Raw genomic sequence first — 22,904 nt, forward strand, 5'->3', positions numbered from 1 at the left:
GTGCTGAAAGACTGCATCTACGCGGCCGGCTCTGGCGGCGGCCGCAGACGGGCACGCCGAACCGAGTTGGAGCGCCCCCGGCGCAGACGGTCGATATAGAGATAGACCACCGGCGTCGTATAGAGCGTGAGAAGCTGGCTGAACAGCAGGCCGCCGACCACAGCCACGCCCAGCGGACGGCGCAACTCGCTGCCTTCCCCAAAGCCAACCATCAGCGGAATGGCGCCGAACAACGCGGCCATGGTGGTCATCATGATGGGGCGGAAGCGCAGCAGGCACGCGTGGAAGATGGCCTCGCGCGGCGCCATGCCGCCGTTGCGCTCGGCATCGAGGGCCACGTCGATCATCATGATGGCGTTCTTCTTCACGATGCCGATGAGGAGGATCACGCCGATCAGCGCCATGACGTTGAACTCGCCCCCGAACGCCATGAGCGCCAGCAGCGCGCCGACGCCGGCCGACGGTAGGGTGGACAGGATGGTCAGGGGGTGGGCGAAGCTCTCGTAGAGCATGCCGAGCACCAGATAGACCGCCACCAGCGCGGCGAGGATGAGCAGCGGCTGGCTGGACAGGGATTGCTGGAAAGCCCGCGCCGTGCCCTGGAAACTGCCATGGATCGAGGCCGGAAGGCCGATCTGCTCCTTGGCGGCATCCACCGCCACCACCGCATCGCTCAGCGCCGCGCCGGGCGCCAGGTTGAAGGAGAGGGTCGCCGCGACAAACAGCCCCTGGTGGTTCACCGCCAGCGGCGTGGAGCCGGTGCCGAACCGTGCCACGCTCGACAGCGGGATCATGGGCGCGGCGCTGGTGCTCACCGCCGAGCCGGTGGATGCCGAGGCGCGCCCGGTGGCGCCGATGGCGTTGGTCTGGGCGTTGCGGGCGGCGCTGGCGGCAGTGCTGGCGGTCGTCGATGATCCGGGGGCGGAGAAGGTGCCCGCCACGGCGCCGGTCCCCTGCGAGCCGCCCACCGCGCCGCCGGAGGTGCTGATGAAGACGTCGTTCAGCACCTCTGGCTGCTGGGAGAAGCGCGGCGCCACCTCCATCACCACATGATATTGGTTGCGCGCCACATAGATGGTGGACACCTGCCGCTGGCCGAAGGCGTCATAGAGCGTGTTGTCGATCTGCCCCACCGAAATGCCCAGCCGGGCGGCGGTGTCGCGGTCGATGATGATCTCGGTCTGGATGCCGCGGGACTGCTGGTCGCTGTTGGCCTGGGTGACGCGCGGGTCGCGCTGGAGCGCCGCCAGTAGCTTGGGCACCCACTCGGCAAGCTCCTGGAAGCTGTCGCCCTCCAGCGTGTACTGGAACTGGGCGTTGGCCGGCCGCCCGCCCACCTGGATGTCCTGCGCCGCCTGGAGGAACAGGTTGGCCCCCGGCACCACCGCCAGGGCGCGGCGCAGCCGCGTGATCACCTCGTCCGCCGAGACACCCCGCTGCGCCAGCGGCTTCAGCGCGGCGAAGACAAAGCCGGAATTGCCCTGCCCGCCCCCGGTGAAGCCGACCACCGATTCCACCTCCGGGTCGGCCCGCACGATGTCCACGAAGCTCTTCAGCTTCTGCGACATGGCCTGGAACGAAATGGACTGGTCGGCCTGGATCATGCCGGTGATCCGGCCGGTGTCCTGCTGCGGCAGGAAGCCCTTGGGGATGATGATGTAGAGATGGACCGTCAGCGCCAGCGTGGCGAAAAAGACCGCGAGCAGGATGCGGGGCCGGTCCAGGCAGAAGGCGAGCGAGTGCCGGTATCCGGAGAGCGCCGCCTCGAATACCCGCTCGCTGGCGCGGAACAGGCGGCCGTGCTGGCGGCCCTCCTCATTGCGCAGGAGCAGGGCGCACATCATCGGCGTAGTGGTGAGCGACACGAAGAGGGACACGAGGATGGTCGCCGTGATGGTCAAGGCGAACTCGCGGAAGATCTTCCCGATCAGCCCGCCCATGAGCAGGATGGGGATGAAGACGGCGATGAGCGACACGCTCATGGCCACCACGGTGAAGCTCACCTCCCCTGCCCCCTTCAGGGCCGCATCCACGCCGGAAAGCCCGGCCGTGCGATGCCGCGAGATGTTCTCCAGCACCACGATGGCATCGTCCACCACGAAGCCGGTAGCGATGGTCAGGGCCATCAGCGACAGGTTGTTGATGCTGAAGCCGCACAGATACATCACCGCGAGCGTGCCCACGAGGGAGACCGGCACCGCCACGATGGGCACCAGCGCCGCGCGCCAGTCCCGCAGGAAGGCGAACACCACCACGATCACCAGCACCACGGAGATGGCGAGGGTGAGCGCCACGTCCGCCAGCGAGGCGCGGATGGTGGCCGAACGGTCCATCACCACGTTGAGGTCGATGGCCGGCGAGATGGAGGCGCCCAGCGACGGCAGCAGCGCGCGCACGCGGTCTACCGTGGCGATGATGTTCGCATTCGGCGAGCGGAACAGGATGAGCAGGGTCGCCGGCTTGCCGTTGGCGAGGCCTGCCGAGCGGATGTTCTCGATGGAATCCACCGTCTCGCCGATGTCCGACAGCCGCACCGGCGCGTCGGCGCGATAGGCGACGATGAGGTTGCGGTAGTCCTCGGCCTTCAGGGCCTGGTCGTTGGCGTAGATCTGGAACCGCAGGCTGTCGCCGTCGATGGCGCCCTTGGGTGCGTGGGCGTTGGCGGAGGCCAGCGCCGCGCGCACGTCCTCCAGCCCGATCCCGTATTTGTAGAGCGCGTTCGGGTTCAGCTCCACCCGCACCGCCGGCAGCGAACCGCCGCCCACCGTCACGTCGCCGACGCCGTCCACCTGGAACAGCCGCTGCGCCAGCACGGTGCTCGCCGCGTCATAGATCTGGCCGCGTGACAGCGTGTCGGAGGTGAGCGACAGGATCATGATGGGCGCGTCGGCCGGGTTGGCCTTGCGGTAGGTGGGGTTGGAGCGCAGGCTCGACGGCAGGTCGGCGCGGGCGGCGTTGATGGCCGCCTGCACATCGCGGGCGGCGCCGTTGATGTCCCGGGACAGGCCGAACTGCAGGGTGATGCGGGCCGAGCCGTTGGTGCTCGACGAGGTCATCTCCGTCACGTCGGCAATGGTGCCCAGATGGCGCTCCAGCGGGCTTGCCACCGTGTCGGCTACCACCTGCGGGCTGGCGCCGGGCAGGCTCGCCGACACCGAGATCACCGGGAAATCCACCGCCGGCAGCGGCCCCACCGGCAGCAGGGGATAGGCGACGAGGCCGGCCGCGAACACCCAGAAGGTGATAAGCGTCGTCGCCACCGGCCGGCGGATGAAGGGCGCGGACAGGCTCATGGCGCCACGCCAGGCTGCGCAGCGGAAAGGCCGTCCGGCTCAGGCGCCTTGGCGCGGCGCCGGTCGAACCACAGATAGATCACCGGCGTGGTGAACAGGGTCAAAAGCTGGCTGAGCAGCAGGCCGCCGACGATGGAGACGCCGAGCGGATGGCGCAGCTCCGAGCCGACGCCGGTGCCCACCATCAGCGGCAGGGCGCCGAGGATGGCGGCCAGCGTCGTCATCAGGATGGGGCGGAAGCGCAGCAGGCACGCGGCGCGGATGGCCGCCTCCGCCGTCATGCCCTCGCGGCGCTGCGCATCGAGGGCGAAGTCGATCATCATGATCGCGTTCTTCTTGACGATGCCGATGAGCAGGATGAGCCCGATGATTGCGATGATGGTCAGTTCCTCGCCGGCCATCATCAGGGCGATCAGCGCGCCGATGCCGGCGGACGGCAGGGTCGAGAGGATCGTCAGCGGGTGGACGAAGCTCTCGTAGAGCACGCCGAGCACGATGTAGACGGTGACCAGCGCCGCCAGCACCAGCAGGAGCTGGTTTGCGAGCGACGCCTCGAAGGCGCGGGCCGCCCCCTGGAAGCTTGCCACGATGCTCGCCGGCATTCCCATGTCATCGGTGGTCTTGCGGATGGCCGCGATGGCCTCGCCCAGCGAGGCGCCGGGCGCGAGGTTGAAGGAGATGGTGGTGGCCGGGAACTGGCCCAGATGGGAGACCAGAAGCGGGACGGTCTCCACATGGGTCGTGGTGAGCACGGACAGCGGCACCTGCGTGCCCGAGGCGGACGGCAAATAAAGCGAGGACAGCGCCTCAAGCGAGGTCTTCAGCGTCGGGTCCGCCTCCAAAATCACCCGCTGCTGGCTTGACGTGGTGAAGATGGTGGAGACGATGCGCTGGCCGAAGGCGTCGTAGAGCGCATTGTCGATGGTGGCCGGCGTGATGCCGAAGCGGGCGGCGCGGTCGCGGTCGATGTCGAGCCGCACCGACAGGCCGGTCTGCGACAGGTCGCTCGCCACGTCGGCGAGCTGCGGCAGGCTGGCGAGCCGGGCGAGGAGCCTGGGCGTCCATTCCGCCAGCTCCGCCGCGTTGGCGTCCTGCAGCACGAATTGATACTGGGTCCGGCTGACGCCCCCGTCGATGGTGAGGTCCTGCACCGGCTGCAAGAACAGCTCCATGCCGGGCACCACGGCGGCGGCATGCTTCAGCCGGGCGATGACGGTCTCCACCGACGAAGAGCGCACCTCGTGCGGCTTCAGGTTGATGAGCATGCGCCCGATGTTCGGCGTGGTATTGGCGCCATCCACGCCGATGAAGGAGGACAGGCTCTCCACGTCGCGATCGGCGAGGACGATGCGGGCAACCTCCCGCTGCAGGTCCCCCATCCGCGCGAACGAGACCGACTGAGAGGCCTGGGTCATGGCCTGGATCACGCCGGTGTCCTGCTGGGGAAAGAACCCCTTGGGAATGATCACATAGAGATAGCCGGTGAGAACCACCGTGCCGAAGAAGACCGCCAGCGTCAGGCCCTGGCGGGCAAGCACCACGTCCAGCGCCCCGGCATAGGTACGGATGATGCCGTCGAAAAAGGTGCGGCTCGCCCGCTGGAAGCGGTTCTCGTGGGCCTCCGCGTAAGGCCGTAGCAGCTTGGCGCAGGCCATGGGCACGAGGGTGAGCGACACCACCCCCGACACCAGGATGGTGGTGGACAGGGTGACCGCGAACTCGCGGAACAGCCGCCCCACCACATCGCTCATGAACAAGAGCGGGATCATCACCGCGATCAGCGACACGGTGAGCGAGATGATGGTGAAGCCGATCTGCTCCGATCCCTTCAGCGCCGCCTGAAGCGGGCTTTCGCCGTCCTCGATGTAGCGGGTGATGTTCTCGATCACCACGATGGCGTCGTCCACCACGAAGCCGGTGGCGATGGTCAGCGCCATCAGGGTCAGGTTGTTGAGGCTGTAGCCGAACAGGTACATCACCCCCAGCGTGCCCACGAGGGAGAGCGGCACCGACAGGCTGGGGATAAGCGTCGCCCGCGCGCTGCGCAGGAAGGCGAAGATGACGAGGATCACCAGCATGACGGCCAGCGCCAGCTCGTAGCCCACGTCGCGCACCGAGGCGCGGATGGTGGTGGTACGGTCGGTCAGCACCGCCACGTCGATCTCGGCGGGAAGGGCGGCCTGAAGCTGCGGCAGCAGCGCCTTCACCCGGTCCACCACATTGATGACATTGGCGCCGGGCTGGCGCTGGATGTTGAGGATGATGGCCGGGGCATCGTTCATCCAGCCGGCGAGCTTGTCGTTCTCGACCCCGTCCACCACGGTCGCGACCTCGCGCAGCCGCACCGCGGCGCCGTTGCGGTAGGCGACGATGACATCCTCGTACTGCGCCGCGCTCTGCAGCTGGTCATTGGCATTGATGGTGGAGGCACGGGTCGGCCCGTCGAAGCCGCCCTTTGGCGTGTTGACGTTGGCATTGCCGAGGGTGGAGCGCAGGTCGTCGAGGTTCAGCCCGTAGGCGGCAAGGCGCCGCGGGTCGGCCCGCACCCGCACCGCCGGCCGCTGACCCCCGCTGATGCTGACGAGCCCGACGCCGGGCAGCTGCGAGATCTTCTGCGCCAGCCTTGTGTCGGCCAGCGCCTGGATCTCCCGCAAATTCATGGTCTTCGAGGTCAGGGCGAGCGTCAGCACCGGGGCGTCGGCGGGGTTGACCTTGGCGTAGATGGGCGGTGCCGGAAGGTCGGAGGGCAGGAGATTGCCGGCCGCGTTCAACGCCGCCTGCACCTGCTGCTCGGCCACATCGAGGGGCACGGCGAGGTTGAACTGGAGCGTGATCATGGAAGCGCCGGCCGAACTGGTCGAGGCCATCTGCGCGAGGTTGGGAATCTGCCCGAGCTGCACCTCCAGCGGCGCGGTCACGGACGAGGTCATCACGTCCGGGCTGGCGCCGGGATAGAAGGTCTGCACCTGGATGGTGGGATAATCCACCTGCGGCAAAGCGGACACCGGCAGGAACAGCAGCGCGATGGCGCCCGAGAGCAGGATCGCCACCATCGCCAGCGTGGTGGCCACCGGCCGCAGGATGAACGGGCGCGACGGGTTCATTGCGCCGCCGCGCGATCCGGCTGGCGGCCCTGATGTACCCCCGGTCGCGCCGGCGGGGCGCCGGCGGGGGGCGGGGTGCGGGCGGCACCCGGACGAACCGTGACATGGCCCCCGTCGCGCAGCCGGTCGGCCCCCTCCACCACGATCTGGTCGCCGGGCGCGAGGCCGGAGAGGATTTCCACCTTCTCGCCCGTGGTGACGCCGAGGGTGATGGGCCGCACCGACACTGTCTGGTCCGCATTGAGCAGATAGGCGAACGTGCCCGGCACGCCGCGCTGGATCCCGGACGTGGGCGCGATGGCGACGCCCGCATGGGTGTCCACATCCAGCGTCACGTTGACGAACTGGTTCGGGTAGAGCCGCTGGTCGGCGTTGGGGAAGCTGGCGCGCAGCTTGATGGTGCCCGTGGTCTGGTCGATCTGGCTGTCGAAGGTCTCCAGTACCCCTTCGGCGATCCGGTTCTGGCCGGTGCGGTCGAAGGCATGCACCGCCAGCTTCGCGCCGGCCTTGAGGCGTTGCGAAATCTCGGTCAGGCGGTCTTCCGGCACGGAAAAAACCACGCTGATGGGCTGGAGCTGGGTGAGCACCGTGATGCCGCTGGTATCCCCCGGTGTGACGTAGTTGCCCTGGTCCACGAGGCGCAATCCCGCCCGCCCGTCCACCGGCGCGCGGATCTGGGTGAAATCGAGGTTGATGGAGGCGGTCTGGACCTGTGCCTTGTCCGCCTCGATGGTCGCCGTGTATTGCGCCACAAGGGCTTTCTGGGTGTCGAGGGTCTGGCGCGGAACGGCGTTCTGCGCCGACAGGCCCTGGTAGCGCTGGAGATCGACCTTGGCGCCCTCCAGCAGGGCCTGGTCGCGATCCACCTGGGCCTTGGCCTGGTCAAGGGTGGCCTGGAACGGGCGCGGATCGATCTGGGCGATGAGATCTCCGCGCTTGACGCTCTGGCCTTCCTTGAAATTCACGCTCAGGAGCTGCCCGCTGACCTGCGGTCGCACCGTCACGGTGGAGGTCGAGGTGACCGTGCCGAGCGCCTGGACGGTGACCGTGATGTCCCCGCGCTCCACCGTCCCCACGGAAACGCTGGCCTGCGGCGGCGGCATCCGGCCGCCGGCACCTGCGGGGGCGGAGGACCCGTTGCGCCAGTACAGGGCGCCGAGGCCACCAATGGCGACGAGCGCAACAACACCCACAATCAGTCGTGAACGCCAGCTGCGACGCACGGCGGCCGGAGGCTGCTCGGCACGGCCGGATACCTGTTTGTCCATTGAGCCGGCGTCTCCAGACAGAACCTTCGCGCTCCTGGCCCGGCAGCATGCCGGCCCATCCGGCCAATCCCCACCGTTCGCCCCTTTTGAAAATGCGGCGAGGATCGGCCCGAACGACGGCATGGTTACCGGCGCCTGTGGCTGAAATAAAGCCTGCATCGCCCAATCCGGGCCGCTTCGTGCAAGGGGCGTTTCGCGAGGACGCCGCCGTTTGCGTTTAACGCAATGGTCGCCGCTCACACCTTGGTCCGGAACGGGGTGAAGTCCGTTCCCACGTCGTACACGTCGATGCCCTCGCGGCGCTTCATGAAGCCGACGATCTTGTAGGTCACCGGGGTCAGGATCGCCTCCCAGCCCACCTTCATCAGGTAGTTGGAGATCATCACCATCACCACCAGATGGGTCTCCCACACCCCGAGGAAAGCGAGCGGGTAGAAGATGAGGCTGTCCACCGCCTGCCCCACCACCGTCGAGCCGATAGTCCGCGTCCACAGGTGCCGGCCGCCGGTGAGGATCTTCATCCACGCCATCACATAGGCGTTGGCGAACTCGCCGCACCAGAAGGCGAGGATCGAGGCGGCGAAGATGCGCGGCGTCTGGCCGAACACCGTTGTCAGGGCCTCCTGCGCCGGCCAGCCGGGAGCCGGCGGCATGGCCACCACGGCCGCCGCCATGGCCGCCGCATAGACCGAGGCGAAGAAGCCCACCCACACCACGCGCCGCGCCCGGGCATATCCGTAGACCTCGGTGAGCACGTCGCCGAGCACGTAGGACAGGGGGAAGAACAGCACCGCCGAGCCGAAGATGACCGGCCCGACCCACGGCACCTGAACCACCGAAACCTTGGCGGCGCCGATGAGGTTGGAGCAGATGAGGATGACCGAAAAGGCCACCATGCAATAATCGTAATAGCGCAGGCGCGCCCCTTCGAGGGAGCGCGCTTCCACGGCGCGGATGCCGGCAGGCTCGTGCACGCCGGCCACGGCGAATGGGGTGTCGTCCAATTGGGGTTTCACGGGGCAGCCTCGAAAACGGTCGGGCCGTTCCCCGCAGGGCGATCAAGCCCCGGCGGGTCCGGCGCCATGCTGCACCGCATTAAACCGCAGAACCGGCACCGCGCCTAGCTTTCGCAGCGGCAGAACCGTCCGCTCAGCCGCGCTCGAACGTGGCCACCAGTTCCACATGGGGCGAATAGCGGAACTGGTCCACTGGAGTCACCGCGCCGAGGCGGAAACCGCCAGCGACCAGAAGGCGCGCATCCCGCGCGAAGGTGGCCACATTGCACGAGACATAGACCACGCGGCCAAGCTTCGCCTGCGCCAGCTCTCGCGCCTGCGTCTCGGCGCCCTGGCGGGGCGGGTCGATCACCACCGCGTCGAAGGCGGCAAGCTCGGCCGCCATGAGGGGGCGGCGGAACAGGTCCCGCGCCTCGCCGTCCACGGCTTTCAGGCCCGAGGTGGCGCGCGAGGCCTTGGTGAGCGCCGCCAGCGCGCCGGCATGGCTCTCCGCCGCGAACACGCGGGCGTGCTCGGCGAGGCGCAGGGCGAAGGTGCCGGCGCCGGCGAACAGGTCGGCGACCTTGCGGGCGCCTTGGGTAGCGGCGAGCACGGCGTCCGCCAGCACGCGCTCACCCTCGGCCGTGGCCTGGAGGAAGGCGGCGGGCGGCAGCTCCACCTTGGCCCGACCCATGGACAGGATGGGTGCCACGCGCTGCAGCACCAGCTCCCCGTGGCGTGTCAGGCGGGCGAGGCCGAAGCGCTCGGCCATGGCCGCCACCTCCGCGAGCAGGGCTGGCGGCAGAGGGCCGGAGCCGCGCACATCCATGTCCAGCCCGGTGTCGGTGGCCACCACCTGCAGATCCAGCGGCTTCTTCAGGGGCGCGAGGGCTGCCGCCACCGCCCGCGCAGCCGGCAAGGCCAGATCGAGGCTGGGCGCCAGCACCGGGCAGGCTTCCAGCGCCACCATGGCGTGGGACTTCCGCTCGGCGAACCCCACCACCGTGCGCGCGCCATATTGGCGGGCATGGAAGATGACGCGCCGCCGGCCGGCCCCATGGGCATCCACCAGCGGGCGAACCTCCGTCTCGATGTTCTCGCGCGCCAGCGCTTCCACCACGAGGGAGCGCTTCCAGGCGAAATAGGGCTCAAGCTGCCAGTGCTGGAGCAGGCAGCCCCCGCAGGTTCCAAAATGGGGACAGAAGGGCTCGGCCCGCTCGGGGCTCGGCGCCAAGATGGCCTCCACCGCAAGGCGATCCTTGTCGACGTGGCCGCTCACCCGCTCGCCGGCCAGCGTGAAGGGGGCAAACAGCGGGCCGTCGGGACCCTGGGCGAGGCCATCGCCCTGGGCGCCCATGCGGCTAATCAGAAATTCAGTCACAACCCACCACTCTCCCGGACTGCGCCCACCAGAAACTCGCGATTGCCGTCTCCCCCCTCGATGGGGGACGCAATGCGACCGAGGAGACGCCAGCCCAACGCCGCGATCTCCCCTTCCACACGGGTGCAGCACGCCTCATGCACGGCGGCATCGCGCACCACGCCCTTGCGGACAGCGGCGCGGCCCGCCTCGAACTGCGGTTTCACCAGGGCCACCAGATGCGCTTCTTTCCCGGCAAATGCGAGCGCCGCCGGCAGAACCAAAGCGAGCGAGATGAAGCTCACGTCCACCACCACCAGGTCGACCGGCTCGGGGACGGCGTCGCGGCTGAGGGCGCGGATGTCGGTGCCCTCCATCAGCTGCACGTCCGGCCGGGCAGCGAGGCGGGGATGGAACTGGTCGCGCCCCACGTCCACCGCATAGACCTGCCGCGCGCCCCGGCGCAGCAGCACCTCGGTGAAGCCGCCGGTGGAAGCGCCCACGTCCAGCGCCACCTTGCCGGCCGGATCGATGCCGAAGGCGTCGAGCCCCGCCGCGAGCTTGAGGGCGCCGCGGGACACAAAATCGTGAACGTCCGCCGCCTCGATCCGCGCATCGGCCGCCACCTCGGCGGAGCACTTTGCCACCACGACGCCATCCACCCGCACCAGGCCCGCCGCCAGCGCCGCCTGCGCGCGGGCGCGGCTTTCGAACAGGCCGCGCTCCACCAGCAGGCGGTCGATGCGCATCCGCGCGGCCGCAGCGGACGAAGACGCCGCGGCGGGATCGGGTTGCGGATCGGGTTGCGTCTTCACCATTTTCACCATGCGGCTTCTTGCCCGAGGTCGCGGGCCGCCGAGGGCCGTGATATGCGATGGCTCCGGGGGACGCAAACACCTGTCTTTTCGGGATCATCGGCAACCGGCGGCCACGCGGCCTCAGGGATGACGGGTTCCGTGTGGACGCGGCAGCGGTAGGGCGAGGGCTCACATCCATGAGCGCAGTGAAGGGCGCGTGGCCTGTTTCGGGGGGAGCAGCGGCGCTGGCAGTGGTGCTGGCGGCCCTGCTGGCGACCTTGGCGCTGACACCCGTCGCGGCGGCACCGTCGGCCAAGGAAAAGGCGAAAGCGGAGGCGAAGGCCAAGGCTGATACCAAGAAGGCTGACGCGAAGAAGAACGAAGCCAAACCCGATCCGCGCGTGTGGGTGCTCGCCAAGGCCGAGGACACCTATGTCCTGCGCTACGGCACGCCGCGTGCCGCCGATCCGGTGTTCGCGATGGCCTGCCAGCCCGGCGCGCAACTCATCCAGTTCACGGTCGAGGCCGCCTCGGGCAAGGTCAAGGCCGGGGACGGTGTCGCCCTGACGCTTGCGGCGGGCAAGCGACGGCTGGAGCTGGCGGCCTCCGCCTTCCGGGCCCCGACCGAGGGGCGGGTGGTGGTGGAAGCGGCGGTTTCGCTGGATGGCCGGGTGCTGGACCTGCTCAATGAGGGCGAGACGCTCATCGTTCGAATGCCGGGCGCCAGCGAGAGCTACCCCCTCGCGGGCGCCAAGGCCAAGCTGGGCGACTTCCGGAAAGTCTGCCTTACCGGACGGTAACAAGGTGCGGCCGCACCTTGTAGGAACGCGCGCCCCTGCCCGCCCGGAACGCCTCGACACGTCAAGACTGCCTTATAATTCAATGACTTAATGGGGCGGATTTACCGAGATCGAAGGTTACGTCCGCCCGGCCTCCCGGTGCAGCGTGGCCATCTTCCTCTTTGCCGCGCAGCGGGTATGATCCGCGCCGCAACGAGGACCCCTGTCATGTTTCGTCCCGCTCTCGCAATCGCAACTCTTCTTGCCCTCGCCGCGCCCGCCGCCGCGCAGCAGAAGATGACCTGGCATACGCAGGAGTCCGATGACAGCGCCGCCCTTGTCTTCGGCGTGCCGGAGACGGACGAGGTGGCCATCTTCTTCCTGTGCAAGCCCGGCACCCCGGGCCTCACGGTGCAGTCCATGATCGGCTCGAAGGGGCTGGAGAAGGACGCCGACACCCCGCTCATCCTCACCGCCGGCGGCAAGAAGAAGAGCCTCGCCGGCAAGGGCATCGCCAACGAGGAAAGCGGCGCGGTGGACGTGGAGGCGCCGGCCCAGCTCGCCGACCTCAAGGCCATCGCCAAGGCCGGCGGCACCCTGACCATCGAGGTCAAGGGCGCCAAGCGCAGCGTTTCGCTGTCCGGCATCGCCCCGGTGGCCGCCAAGTTCGAGGCGGCCTGCGCCAAGCCCAAGACCTGATTACGGGCTGAGCTGATCACGGGCCGTGCGAGCGGCCCTCAGGCCGCGGCCACCAGCCCGCCGGCCTGCTCGATGAAGCGAGCCACCACATCCACCCCCACGCCGTTCCGGATCGAGGCGAACACATAAGGGCGCCCGGCCCGCATGCGGATGGTGTCCGCCTCCATGATGGAGAGGTCGGCGCCGACCATGGGGGCAAGGTCGGTCTTGTTCACCACCAGCAGGTCGGAGCGGGTGATGCCCGGCCCGCCCTTGCGGGGGATCTTCTCCCCGCCCGCCACGTCGATGACGTAGATGGTGATGTCCGCCAGCTCCGGCGAGAAGGTGGCGGCGAGGTTGTCGCCGCCCGATTCGATCAGCACCAGATCGAGGTTCGGAAAGCGGGCGTTCATGTCCGCCACCGCGCGCAGGTTGATGGAGGCATCCTCGCGGATGGCGGTGTGCGGGCAGCCGCCGGTCTCCACCCCCAGGATGCGCTCGGGCTCCAGCGCGCCGGCGACGGTGAGGAGGCGTGCATCTTCCTTGGTGTAGATGTCGTTGGTGATGGCGCAGATGTCGTAGCGCTGGCGGAACGTCTTGCAGAGCGCCTCCATCAGCGCCGTCTTGCCCGAACCGACCGGGCCGCCGATGCCCACGCGCAGCGGGGCGCCCTTGTGCGTATTGCCGGAACTCATGAGCGGAAAAGCCTCGTGTACTGGGTTTCGTGGCGGAAGCTGCCGAGATCGGCGCGGAAGGTGGCGCTGCCGAGATCGTCGAGCGTGAGGGCGGGGATTTCCAACGCCAGAGCGTGAACCGTGGGCGCGAGCCGCGCCACCACCCGGGTGCCGACGGTCTGCCCGATGGGAGCGAGGCGCACGGCAGCGGACACGAGATTCTGCACCGTTGCCAGCAGGAAGGCTTCCAGTGTCGGCGCCAGCGGCAGGCCATGGACGCCAGCGGCTAGCCCCACCGCCACCGGATAGGCCACCTCACCCACCAGCGCAGTGGCCGCCGCATCAAGGCCCGGCGCGGGCCAGGCCGCACGCACCGCATCAAGGAAGGAGCGGCCCTGCTGGCAGGTCTCCAGCCGCAACTCGGCGGACGGGGCGAGCGCCACGGCGAGGGCATTCACCTCCGCCAGCGCCGCCTCATCCCCGGCCACGGCGGCGCGGAGGGCGTGGGCGGCGAGGATGGCGTCGGACCGCCCGAATCCCAAGGCCAGTAGATCGCCCAGGAAGGCGCCGAGGCTTTCCTCGTCCCGGATGTCGCCCGCCTCCACCGCCCACTCCAGGGTGTGGGAATAGGCATAGGCTCCCACCGGGAAGGACGGGGTGAGCCAGGCAAACAGGGGCAGCAGGCTGACGGGTGTAGCAGCGTCGGCCTGCGGGCGCACCCCCGCCCTCCCCGGCATGGCGGGGCGAGCGGGGGAAGAACGATCGTCCGAACCGGACTCAGCCATGCTTGTGGCCGGCATGGCCATGGTCGTGATCATGACCGCAGTCCGGGCCGTGAACGTGGCCCGGCTCGTCGTGAGCGGCGTGGGTGTGGCCATGATGATCATGGTCGTGATCGTGGCCGCAGTCCGGACCATGGACGTGGCCCGGCTCGCCATGGGCGGCGTGGGATTTGCCGTGCGGCTCGGCGCCACGGGAATGAGCATGATGGGCATGGTCGTCATGGGCGTGGTCATGGGCGTGATCGTGCCCGCAGCCAGGTCCATGCACATGCGCCTCGGCGTGGGCCGCGCCATGGGCATGCCCTTCGTGACCATGATCATGATGGCCATGAGCGTGCCCGTGGCCTTCGTGCCCGTGATCATCATGCCCGTGGCCACCATGGGCCTCGGCCGCCTCGTAGGCGCCCTTCTCGGGACGGAATGGGCGCGTCACCTTGGCGACGCCGGCGCCGAGGCCGCGCACCATCTCGGTGAGTACATGGTCGTCCACGAAATAGACCGCGCTCTCGGTAATTTCCGCCGGCACGTGGCGGTTGCCCAGGTGCCATGCCACCTTCATCAGCCGCAGCGGATTGGCGGTGGTCACCTCCACCAGGTCCTCCGGCGCGGCCTTGATGCGGATGAGGCGGCCATCCTCCAGCTTCACCGCGTCGCCGTCGTCCAGCACCGTCGCCTTGTCGAGGTCGAGCAGGAAGGCGGTGCCGCCGTCCGCCGTCAGGGCGAAGCGGCGGCGGTGGCGGGCGTGGTGATCGAGGGTGATCTCGTCGGCCACCTTCTCCGCGCGGACGGCGGGACGGCGGACGACGACGGTGGCGCGGATCATGACTTCACTCCGGAACCGCCCCCGAACGCCGCCCGCCCCAATGCCGGGAGCGGACCTTGTGCGCTCAGGTGGCGCTGTCCTGCCGATTCTGGTTGGTCTCGAACAGGAACCACAGGCGCTTTTCGGCCTCGTCCACATATTCTTCCAGCAGGCTGGCGGTGGCAATGTCCTCCGCCTCGTCGCAGATGCCGTGGGCCTCGCGCATGGACGCGATGGCCGCCTTGTTGTCGGCGATCAGCTCCGCGAACATGTCCTGCGGCGCCACATAGGCCGCCTCGTTCTCCTTCAGCCCGCTGAGCTTCAGGATCTCCGCATAGGAATGCACCGTCTGGCAGCCGATCTTGCGCACGCGCTCGGCCAAAGGATCGACCGTGGCGTAGATAGCCGCGGCCTGCTCGTCCAGCAGCAGGTGATAGTCGCGGAAATGCTTGCCGCTGACATGCCAGTGGAAATTCTTGGTCTTCAGGTACAGCACGAAGGTGTCCGCCAGCACGCGGTTGATGGCGTCCGCCACCTTCTGCGCCTTCGCGCTGTCGAGATCGGTGGGAGTGGCGAGGGCCGCTGTCCTGGCTACGGTGGAAACCTTGGCCGACTTCTTGGACAATGAACGCACATTCGACATGGGGTGGCTCCTCAATCAAAAAGAGTTGCAACACCCGCTAGAAGCCACCAGCCACGGCATAGGTTCCGTCCCGCGCGAATTCTTTCGCTCCATCCAATCAAAACAGGAAATAGCGCTGGGCCATGGGCAGCACCTCGGCCGGCTCGCACACCAGCAGTTCGCCATCGGCGCGCACGTCGTAGGTTTCCGGATCCACTTCGATCACAGGGGTGGCGTCGTTGTTGATCATGCTCTTCTTGGAAATGCCGGAGCGCGTGTTCTCCACCGCCACCAGTTCCTTCTGGATGCCGAGGCGGGAGGCGAGCCCGTCCTCGATCGCCGATTTCGAGACGAAAGTGAGCGAGGTGTGGGTCAGCGCCCGGCCGTAGGCGCCGAACATGGGCCGGTAATGCACCGGCTGGGGCGTGGGGATGGAGGCATTGGGATCGCCCATCTGCGCCATGGCGATGGCGCCGCCCTTGATGACCAGATCCGGCTTCACGCCGAAGAAGGCCGGCGTCCACAGCACCAGGTCGGCGAGCTTGCCGGCCTCCACCGAGCCGATATGGCGCGACATGCCGTGGGCGATGGCCGGATTGATGGTGTATTTGGCGATGTAGCGCCGGGCGCGAAGATTGTCGCTGTCGCGCTCGCCGGGCAGCTTGCCGCGCTGGCGCTTCATCTTGTCCGCGGTCTGCCAGGTGCGGATGATCACCTCGCCCACCCGGCCCATGGCCTGACTGTCCGAGCTCATCATGGAGAGCGCGCCGAGGTCGTGCAGGATGTCCTCCGCCGCGATGGTCTCCTTGCGGATGCGGCTCTCGGCGAAGGCGAGGTCCTCGGCGATCTCCGGGTCGAGATGGTGGCACACCATGAGCATGTCGAGATGCTCGTCGATGGTGTTGCGGGTATAGGGCCGGGTCGGGTTGGTGGAGGAGGGCAGCACGTTCGCCAGCCCCGCCACCTTGATGATGTCCGGCGCATGCCCGCCGCCCGCCCCTTCGGTGTGGAAGGCATGGATGGTGCGGCCCTTGAAGGCGGCGATGGTGTCCTCCACGAAGCCGCTCTCGTTGAGCGTGTCGGTGTGGATCATCACCTGCACGTCCAGCGCATCGGCCACCGAGAGGCAGCAGTCGATGGCGGAGGGCGTCGTGCCCCAGTCCTCGTGGAGCTTCAGGGCGCAGGCGCCGGCCAGCACCATCTCTTCCAACGCGGCGGGGAGCGAGGCATTGCCCTTGCCGGCGAAGGCGAGGTTCATGGGGAAGGAATCCGCCGCCTCGATCATGCGGGCGATGTGCCACGGCCCCGGCGTGCAGGTGGTGGCGAAAGTGCCCGTTGCGGGCCCCGTTCCGCCGCCCAGCATGGTGGTGATGCCGGAGGCGAGCGCCTCCTCGATCTGCTGCGGGCAGATGAAATGGATATGGCTGTCGAAGCCGCCGGCGGTGAGGATCTTGCCCTCCCCCGCGATCACCTCGGTGCCGGGGCCGATGATGATGTCGACGCCGTCCTGCACATCGGGATTGCCAGCCTTGCCGAGGCGGACGATGCGGCCGTTCTTCAGGCCCACGTCGGCTTTCACCACGCCCCAGTGGTCGAGCACCACCGCATTGGTGATGACGGTATCCACCGCCCCGTCGGCGTTCGCCACCTGCGACTGGCCCATGCCGTCGCGGATGACCTTGCCGCCGCCGAACTTCACCTCCTCGCCATGGATGGTGAAATCCTTTTCGATCTCGATGAAGAGCTGCGTATCGGCGAGGCGCACCTTGTCGCCCACGGTGGGGCCGAACATGTGGGCATAGGCGGCGCGGGGCATCTTGGAGGAGGACATGGGCAATCGCCTTCAGGAATTCTCAACCGGGACGGAAACGACAGGGCAGAGCCGGCAAGTGTCGCTCACAACTTCCCCGCCACCGCGCCACGGAAGCCGTAGACCTCGCGCTTGCCGCCGAACGACACCAGCGTCACCTCACGCGAGGCGCCGGGCTCGAAGCGCACCGCGGTGCCGGGGGCGATGTCGAGGCGCATGCCGCGCGCCTGCTCCCGCTCGAAGGCCAGCGCGGGATTGGTCTCGTAGAAATGGTAGTGGCTACCCACCTGAATGGGCCGGTCGCCGGTGTTGGACACCGTGAGGCGCACCCGCTCGGCGCCTTCGTTGAAGTGGATGTCGCCCTCCTGGGGCAGCAGTTCGCCGGGCACCATTTCGGAGGGCGCGCCGCGAATGGGGTGGTGCACGGTGACCAGCTTGGTGCCATCCGGGAAGGTGGCCTCCACCTGGATGTCGTGGATCATCTCGGAGATGCCATCCATCACCTGGTCGGCGGTGATGACGCGGGCCCCTAGTTCCATCAGCTCGGCCACGGTCTTGCCGTCGCGGGCGCCTTCCACCACGAAATCGGTGATGAGGGCGACGGCTTCGGGATGGTTCAGCTTCACGCCCCGGGCGAGGCGCTTGCGGGCCACCTCGGCGGCCATGGCGATGAAGAGCTTGTCCTTCTCGCGCGGCGTCAGCAGCACGGCAATCTCCTTGAAACGAACGTCAGGTAGCCCACACGCGGGGCAGCGGGGCGTTTCTAAAGGCCATGAGAAACGAGGTCGCATCCCGACGCAACGTTTCGATGTCGGGGGCGAGCAGGCGCACGCAGAGAAGCCCGTTCCACGCACTCGCGCCGGCCTCGCAGCGGGCGCCTTCGAGCAGCGCGCGGGCCTCCTCCAGCCGGCTCTCGGCGTCGGGCGCCACATAGAGCAGGGTCGCCAGCGCCCGATTCCCGCCCGCCACCGCCGGCCGGGCGAGGAGCGCGCCCACCGGGCCGGCAAGGCGAAGGGCATCAGCGAAGACCAGGGCGCCGTCGCGCCGCACCCGCCAATGATCCTCCAGATGCCCCTCCCCCATAACGTCGCCGTGGGCGAGACGGCCGAGCATCAGCGCCTCGAAGGAGAGGAAGGAGGCGGTGGCGGACAGGTCGATCTCGTAGCGGCGCTTGAGGCGGGCACGGTCGAACAGGATGGTCTCCTGCGGCAGCCAGTCGAGCCGCGCCCCGGCCTCCGCCGCAAGCCGCACCCGGATATCGGCACACGGCCCGTCCGAGCGGTAGACCTTCTCGGCGGCGGGGGTCGCAACCGTCAGATGGGCGCCCGGTCCTGCCTTCGCCTCGATGGCGAAGACATCGCCGCAGGCGACCCCGCCGGCAGTATTGACGATGACGGCTTCCAGCCCCGGCCCGCCTCGTGGCAGGCGCGCGCGCAAGGCGCCGCCCTCAGCAAGGTCGGTCAGGCGTGTCACGCCCCCGAAGGCAGAGGCGGCGATGCGGACCCGCCCTTCGCTGCGCTGCCGCAGCGCTCGTTCCCGGGAAGAAGCGACCGAGGGACCCGGCAGTACGGCCGCCCCGGCGGCATCCACCTCGCGATCAGATCGCCATGAGGCGGCGGACGTCGTCGCCATCGAGCCCGCTCCTGTCCCCGCTCGCCACCACCTCGCCGCGATCCATCAGGATGAAGCTGTCGGCGAGGTCGCGGGCGAACTCGAAATACTGCTCCACCAGTACGATGGCCATGTCGCCCTTGTCACGCAGGTAGGAAATGGCGCGCCCGATATCCTTGATGATGGAGGGCTGGATGCCTTCCGTCGGCTCGTCCAGCACCAGCAGGCGCGGGCGCGTCACCAGCGCGCGGCCAATGGCGAGCTGCTGCTGCTGCCCACCGGACAGGTCGCCGCCGCGCCGGCGCAGCATGGTGTTCAGCACCGGGAACAGCTCGAACACCTCGTCCGGCACATACTTGTCCTTGCGGGCGAGACGGGCAAAACCCGTCTCCAGGTTTTCCTTCACGGACAGCAGCGGGAACACCTCCCGCCCCTGCGGCACGAAGCCGATGCCGAGCCCGGCGCGATCCGGCGTCGGCATCCTCGAAATCTCCTTGCCGTCCAGCGTGATGGAGCCCCCCGCGATGGGCCGCTGGCCGACGATGGCGCGCAGCAGCGAGGTCTTGCCCACGCCGTTGCGGCCGAGCACGCAGGTGACCTTGCCCGCATGGGCCTCCACCGACACCTTCTTCAGGGTGTGGGCGGCGCCGTAATAGAGGTCGAGGTTCTCAACCTTCAGCATCCCCTCACCTCCCCAGATACACTTCGATGACCCGCTCGTCGGCGCTCACCTGGTCGAGCGGGCCTTCGGCGAGAACCGAGCCCTCGTGCAGCACGGTGACCTTCACGTCGAGGTCGCGCACGAACTGCATGTCGTGCTCCACCACCACCACCGATCGGGTCTTGGCGATCTCGCGCAGCAGCACCGCCGTGTCGGCCGTCTCCTGGTCGGTCATGCCGGCGGCAGGCTCGTCCACCAGCAGCAGGCGCGGCTCCTGCGCCAGCAGCATGCCGATCTCCAGCCACTGCTTCTGGCCGTGGGAAAGATCGCCGGCACGGCGGAAGCGGGCGTCCTTCAAGCGCACCCGCTCCAGCAGTTCGTCGATGCGCTCGCGCTCATGGGGGGTGCGGCGCCAGTAGATGTTGGAGAAGGGCCGCCGGTCCTCCTTCAGGGCGAGGAGGATGTTGTCCTCCACCGAATGCATGTCGAACACGGTTGGCGTCTGGAACTTGCGGCCGATGCCCAGTTGGGCGATGGCCGCCTCGTCGAGGCTGGTGAGGTCGTGGGTACCGGCGAAATAGGCGACGCCCTGATTGGGCCGCGTCTTGCCGGTGATCACATCCATCATGGTGGTCTTGCCGGCGCCGTTGGGGCCGATGATGGCCCGCATCTCCGCCTCCCCGATGACGAGGGAGAGGGCGTTCAGCGCGCGGAAGCCGTCGAAGGAGACGGTGATGTTGTCGAGATAAAGCAGCGCCGAGGTCAGGGCCTTGGGATTGGGCCCTGAGCGCGCGCCCTCGATCTCGCGCATCTCCGCCTCCAGCGCCAGGGCGCCGTGGGACTTCACCACATAGGGGTCGGTGGAATGGGTCTCAAAGCTCATGGCGCTCACTCCGCCGGCTCGGGGGTGGGCGTCGCGGCGGGACGCCGCGCCTTCCAGCGTTCGGAAATGCTGGAGGCCAGGCCCAGCACGCCCCGGGGCAGGAACAGGGTGACCAGCACGAACAGCGCGCCGAGGGCGAACAGCCACGCCTCCGGCAGCACGCCGGTGAACCAGGTCTTGCCCGCATTGACGATGACGGCGCCCAGCGCCGCCCCCACCAGCGTGCCGCGCCCGCCCACCGCCACCCAGATCACCATCTCGATGGACTGGGCCGGGGCGAACTCGGACGGATTGATGATGCCCACCTGCGGCACATAGAGTGCGCCGGCGACGCCCGCCAGCATGGCGGAGAGCACCCAGGCCACCAGCTTGTAGTTCTGCACCCGGTAGCCAAGGAAGCGGGTACGGCTCTCCGCGTCGCGCACCGCCACCAGCACCTTGCCGTACTTGGAGGTGACCAGCGCCCGGCAGATCAGATAGCCCAAGGCCAGCGCCACCGCCGACGCCACGAACAGGGTCAGCCGCGTGCCTGGCGCCGAGATGGGAAAGCCCAGGATGTCCTTGAAATCGGTGAGGCCGTTATTGCCGCCGAAGCCCATGTCATTGCGGAAGAAGGCGAGCATGAGCGCGAACGTCATGGCCTGGGTGATGATGGAGAGATAGACGCCCGTGACCCGCGAGCGGAAGGCGAACCAGCCGAACACGAAGGCCAGCGCCCCCGGCACCACCACCACCATGAGCATGGCAAAGGGGAACATGTCGAAGCCATGCCAGAACCACGGCAGTTCCTTGTAGTTCAGGAACACCATGAAATCGGGCAGCACCGGGTTGCCGTAGACGCCCCGCGGGCCGATCTGGCGCATGAGGTACATGCCCATGGCGTAGCCGCCCAGCGCGAAGAAGGCGCCGTGGCCCAGCGAGAGCACGCCGCAATAGCCCCACACCAGGTCCACCGCCACGGCGAGCAGGGCATAGGTAAGATACTTGCCGAGCAGCGGGATCATATAGTCCGGCACATGCAGCGGATGGCCGGGCGGGAGCAGCAGGTTCGAGGCGGGCACCAGCACCGCCACCGCCAGCATGACGAGAAGGAAGATGCCGCCGGTGCGGTCGATGATGCCGGACTGTTTCACGATTCCACCGCCCGGCCCTTGAGCGCGAACAGGCCGCGCGGGCGCTTCTGGATGAACAGGATGATGAAGACGAGCAGCAGGATCTTGCCCAGCACCGCGCCGGCGAAGGGCTCCAGCAGCTTGTTGGCGATGCCCAGCGTGAAGGCGCCCACCAGCGTGCCCCAGAGGTTCCCCACCCCGCCGAACACCACCACCATGAAGCTGTCGATGATGTAGCCCTGCCCGAGGTTGGGGCTCACGTTGTCGATCTGCGAGAGCGCCACGCCCGCGATGCCGGCGATGCCGGAGCCGAGGCCGAAAGTGAGCGCATCGATGCGCCCGGTGCGGATGCCCATGGCCGCCGCCATGCGCCGGTTCTGCGTCACCGCCCGCACATAGAGGCCGAGCGGCGTGCGCTTCAACACCAGCAGCAGCGCGAAGAACACCAGCAGCGCGAAGACGATGATCCACAGGCGGTTGTAGGTGATGGACAATTGCCCCACCTGGAATGCCCCGGACATCCAGGAAGGCGCCCCCACCTCCTGGTTGGTGGGGCCGAACACGGAGCGAACCGCCTGCTGGAGGATCAGCGAGACACCCCAGGTGGCGAGCAGGGTTTCCAGCGGCCGGCCATAGAGGAAGCGGATCACCGTGCGTTCGATGAGGATGCCCACGAGGCCGGTGAACAGGAAGGCCAGCGGCAGGGCGATGGTGAGCGACCAGTCGAACAGGCCGGGCGCCGAATGGCGGATGAAGTCCTGCACCACGAAGGTAGTGTAGGCTCCCAGCATCACCATCTCGCCGTGGGCCATGTTGATGACGCCCATGACGCCGAAGGTGATGGCAAGCCCGATGGCCGCCAGCAGCAGCACGGAGCCGAGCGACAGGCCGTACCAGACATTCTGCGCCACGGCCCAGAACCTGAGGTTCTGCTCGATCTTGGCGATGCCGGCGTCGGCCGCCGCCTTCAGGGGGGCGGACGCATCCGCCGGCAGGCTGCGCAGCAGGCTGATGGCCTCCTGGTCGCCGCGGGCGATGATCTTCTGGATGGCGAGGAGCCGCACCGCCTCCGGCACTTCCGCCTTGCCGACGAGGATGGCGGCACGGGCCTGCTCCAGCGTTTCCTTCACGCTTGCCACCGTCTCCTTGGCGATGGCGGCTTCCACCGTCGCCAGCGCTGCGGCATCGCGCGACTTGAAGACGGCAGCGGCCGCATCGGCGCGGCGGACGGGATCGGGATTGAGCAGCGAGAGCGCGCCGGAGGCCGCATCGATGGCGCGGCGCACCCGGTTGTTGGCGCGAACCACGGAGAGGTTGGTCGGCGCATTGGCCACGATGGTGCCGGTGGCGGCATCGGCCATGCCGGCGGGGGTGCGGATATAGACCGCCTTGGTGGCCGGATCGAACATCAACCGGCCGGCGCCGAGCGCCTCCGCCACGGCGGCAGCCTGGGCGCTGCCGGTGGCCGAAAGCTCGACCAGCGCGTCCGTCGTATCCGAATAGCTGTCGTTCGCGAATTTCGCGACGATGGCCGAGATATCCCCCTGTCCCTGGGCACGCACCGGGCCGGCGGGGAGGAGGACGGCCAGGAGAAGGGCGAGAAGGGGAAGCGCGAGGATCCGCGCGAGGGCCGGCGGAACGGAAAGGCGCATCATCAAGGTATCCGCTCCAGC

19 protein-coding genes are annotated in these 22,904 nt (G+C 68.4%); 2 read left to right on the forward strand and 17 right to left on the reverse strand.

From position 1 onward, the window contains the following. Positions 1-17: 17 nt before the first annotated feature. The 6 genes from FZ033_RS01115 to FZ033_RS01140 all read right to left on the reverse strand — a co-directional run bounded on the left by FZ033_RS01115 (position 18) and on the right by FZ033_RS01140 (position 10,838). Positions 18-3,293: an efflux RND transporter permease subunit gene (locus FZ033_RS01115; RefSeq protein WP_149574343.1), complete on the reverse strand. Its 3,276-nt coding sequence runs from the start codon at positions 3,291-3,293 to the stop codon at positions 18-20. Then, positions 3,290-6,397 (reverse strand): multidrug efflux RND transporter permease subunit, encoded by a 3,108-nt coding sequence (locus FZ033_RS01120; RefSeq protein WP_149574344.1) that lies wholly within the window; start codon positions 6,395-6,397, stop codon positions 3,290-3,292. The genes FZ033_RS01115 and FZ033_RS01120 overlap by 4 nt, the downstream gene beginning before the upstream one ends. Then, positions 6,394-7,590 (reverse strand): efflux RND transporter periplasmic adaptor subunit, encoded by a 1,197-nt coding sequence (locus FZ033_RS01125; protein WP_232847282.1) that lies wholly within the window; start codon positions 7,588-7,590, stop codon positions 6,394-6,396. Before FZ033_RS01125 ends, FZ033_RS01120 begins: the two co-directional genes overlap by 4 nt. 311 nt (positions 7,591-7,901) lie before the next feature. After that, positions 7,902-8,681 carry a queuosine precursor transporter gene (locus tag FZ033_RS01130; RefSeq protein ID WP_232847283.1) on the reverse strand — a complete coding sequence of 260 codons (780 nt, stop codon included), beginning with the start codon at positions 8,679-8,681 and terminating at the stop codon, positions 7,902-7,904. Between the two features lie 133 nt (positions 8,682-8,814). Continuing rightward, entirely contained in the window at positions 8,815-10,017 is a 1,203-nt protein-coding gene (locus tag FZ033_RS01135; RefSeq protein WP_149574648.1) for a class I SAM-dependent RNA methyltransferase, read from the reverse strand. A 20-nt stretch (positions 10,018-10,037) separates the two neighbouring features. After that, on the reverse strand, positions 10,038-10,838 hold the full coding sequence (locus FZ033_RS01140; RefSeq protein ID WP_149574346.1) for a TlyA family RNA methyltransferase: 801 nt from the start codon (positions 10,836-10,838) through the stop codon (positions 10,038-10,040). Positions 10,839-11,014: 176 nt separating this feature from the next. Here FZ033_RS01140 and FZ033_RS24495 point away from each other — a divergent pair, with 176 nt between their 5' ends. Further along, on the forward strand, positions 11,015-11,617 hold the full coding sequence (locus FZ033_RS24495; protein WP_149574347.1) for a hypothetical protein: 603 nt from the start codon (positions 11,015-11,017) through the stop codon (positions 11,615-11,617). Positions 11,618-11,824: 207 nt separating this feature from the next. Then, positions 11,825-12,295: a hypothetical protein gene (locus FZ033_RS01150; protein WP_149574348.1), complete on the forward strand. Its 471-nt coding sequence runs from the start codon at positions 11,825-11,827 to the stop codon at positions 12,293-12,295. A 38-nt stretch (positions 12,296-12,333) separates the two neighbouring features. Here FZ033_RS01150 and ureG read toward each other — a convergent pair whose 3' ends face one another. From ureG to urtB, 11 genes are all read right to left on the reverse strand, one after another. Further along, positions 12,334-12,969 (reverse strand): urease accessory protein UreG, encoded by a 636-nt coding sequence (ureG, locus tag FZ033_RS01155; RefSeq protein WP_149574349.1) that lies wholly within the window; start codon positions 12,967-12,969, stop codon positions 12,334-12,336. Beyond that, positions 12,966-13,685 (reverse strand): urease accessory protein UreF, encoded by a 720-nt coding sequence (locus tag FZ033_RS01160; RefSeq protein WP_149574649.1) that lies wholly within the window; start codon positions 13,683-13,685, stop codon positions 12,966-12,968. The genes ureG and FZ033_RS01160 overlap by 4 nt, the downstream gene beginning before the upstream one ends. Positions 13,686-13,725: 40 nt before the next feature. After that, positions 13,726-14,553: an urease accessory protein UreE gene (locus FZ033_RS01165; RefSeq protein ID WP_149574350.1), complete on the reverse strand. Its 828-nt coding sequence runs from the start codon at positions 14,551-14,553 to the stop codon at positions 13,726-13,728. A 64-nt stretch (positions 14,554-14,617) separates the two neighbouring features. Next, positions 14,618-15,175 carry a Dps family protein gene (locus FZ033_RS01170; protein ID WP_188079232.1) on the reverse strand — a complete coding sequence of 186 codons (558 nt, stop codon included), beginning with the start codon at positions 15,173-15,175 and terminating at the stop codon, positions 14,618-14,620. Positions 15,176-15,272: 97 nt separating this feature from the next. Then, positions 15,273-16,985, reverse strand: coding sequence for an urease subunit alpha (gene ureC, locus FZ033_RS01175; RefSeq protein ID WP_149574351.1), 1,713 nt, complete (start codon positions 16,983-16,985; stop codon positions 15,273-15,275). A 65-nt stretch (positions 16,986-17,050) separates the two neighbouring features. Continuing rightward, positions 17,051-17,671 (reverse strand): urease subunit gamma, encoded by a 621-nt coding sequence (locus FZ033_RS01180; RefSeq protein WP_149574352.1) that lies wholly within the window; start codon positions 17,669-17,671, stop codon positions 17,051-17,053. Between the two features lie 22 nt (positions 17,672-17,693). Next, a complete protein-coding gene (locus tag FZ033_RS01185; protein WP_232847284.1) occupies positions 17,694-18,596 on the reverse strand; it encodes an urease accessory protein UreD in 903 nt (300 codons plus the stop codon). Further along, on the reverse strand, positions 18,562-19,257 hold the full coding sequence (gene urtE / locus FZ033_RS01190) for an urea ABC transporter ATP-binding subunit UrtE (RefSeq protein WP_149574353.1): 696 nt from the start codon (positions 19,255-19,257) through the stop codon (positions 18,562-18,564). The genes FZ033_RS01185 and urtE overlap by 35 nt, the downstream gene beginning before the upstream one ends. Before the next feature lie 4 nt (positions 19,258-19,261). Then, complete coding sequence (urtD, locus tag FZ033_RS01195; protein WP_149574652.1) at positions 19,262-20,047, reverse strand: urea ABC transporter ATP-binding protein UrtD; 786 nt, start codon at positions 20,045-20,047, stop codon at positions 19,262-19,264. 77 nt (positions 20,048-20,124) lie between these two features. Then, on the reverse strand, positions 20,125-21,201 hold the full coding sequence (urtC, locus tag FZ033_RS01200) for an urea ABC transporter permease subunit UrtC (RefSeq protein WP_188079265.1): 1,077 nt from the start codon (positions 21,199-21,201) through the stop codon (positions 20,125-20,127). A 47-nt stretch (positions 21,202-21,248) separates the two neighbouring features. Next, entirely contained in the window at positions 21,249-22,886 is a 1,638-nt protein-coding gene (gene urtB, locus FZ033_RS01205; RefSeq protein WP_149574355.1) for an urea ABC transporter permease subunit UrtB, read from the reverse strand. Positions 22,887-22,904: the final 18 nt, after the last annotated feature.

Source organism: Xanthobacter oligotrophicus, assembly GCF_008364685.1.
Taxonomy (GTDB): domain Bacteria; phylum Pseudomonadota; class Alphaproteobacteria; order Rhizobiales; family Xanthobacteraceae; genus Xanthobacter; species Xanthobacter oligotrophicus.

Excerpts from the sequence above, each read along its gene's own strand:
- ureG (WP_149574349.1), bottom strand. The coding sequence starts at position 12,969 with ATGAGTTCCGGCAATACGCACAAGGGCGCCCCGCTGCGCGTGGGCATC.
- urtE (WP_149574353.1), bottom strand. The coding sequence starts at position 19,257 with ATGCTGAAGGTTGAGAACCTCGACCTCTATTACGGCGCCGCCCACACC.
- urtB (WP_149574355.1), bottom strand. The coding sequence starts at position 22,886 with ATGATGCGCCTTTCCGTTCCGCCGGCCCTCGCGCGGATCCTCGCGCTT.
- FZ033_RS01165 (WP_149574350.1), bottom strand. The coding sequence starts at position 14,553 with ATGATCCGCGCCACCGTCGTCGTCCGCCGTCCCGCCGTCCGCGCGGAG.
- FZ033_RS01170 (WP_188079232.1), bottom strand. The coding sequence starts at position 15,175 with ATGTCGAATGTGCGTTCATTGTCCAAGAAGTCGGCCAAGGTTTCCACC.
- FZ033_RS01185 (WP_232847284.1), bottom strand. The coding sequence starts at position 18,596 with ATGGCGACGACGTCCGCCGCCTCATGGCGATCTGATCGCGAGGTGGAT.
- urtD (WP_149574652.1), bottom strand. The coding sequence starts at position 20,047 with ATGCGCGAGATCGAGGGCGCGCGCTCAGGGCCCAATCCCAAGGCCCTG.
- FZ033_RS01160 (WP_149574649.1), bottom strand. The coding sequence starts at position 13,685 with ATGCCGGGGAGGGCGGGGGTGCGCCCGCAGGCCGACGCTGCTACACCC.
- FZ033_RS01115 (WP_149574343.1), bottom strand. The coding sequence starts at position 3,293 with ATGAGCCTGTCCGCGCCCTTCATCCGCCGGCCGGTGGCGACGACGCTT.
- FZ033_RS01140 (WP_149574346.1), bottom strand. The coding sequence starts at position 10,838 with ATGGTGAAGACGCAACCCGATCCGCAACCCGATCCCGCCGCGGCGTCT.
- FZ033_RS01135 (WP_149574648.1), bottom strand. The coding sequence starts at position 10,017 with ATGGGCGCCCAGGGCGATGGCCTCGCCCAGGGTCCCGACGGCCCGCTG.
- ureC (WP_149574351.1), bottom strand. The coding sequence starts at position 16,985 with ATGTCCTCCTCCAAGATGCCCCGCGCCGCCTATGCCCACATGTTCGGC.
- FZ033_RS01150 (WP_149574348.1), top strand. The coding sequence starts at position 11,825 with ATGTTTCGTCCCGCTCTCGCAATCGCAACTCTTCTTGCCCTCGCCGCG.
- FZ033_RS24495 (WP_149574347.1), top strand. The coding sequence starts at position 11,015 with ATGAGCGCAGTGAAGGGCGCGTGGCCTGTTTCGGGGGGAGCAGCGGCG.
- urtC (WP_188079265.1), bottom strand. The coding sequence starts at position 21,201 with ATGCTGGCGGTGGCGGTGCTGGTGCCCGCCTCGAACCTGCTGCTCCCG.
- FZ033_RS01120 (WP_149574344.1), bottom strand. The coding sequence starts at position 6,397 with ATGAACCCGTCGCGCCCGTTCATCCTGCGGCCGGTGGCCACCACGCTG.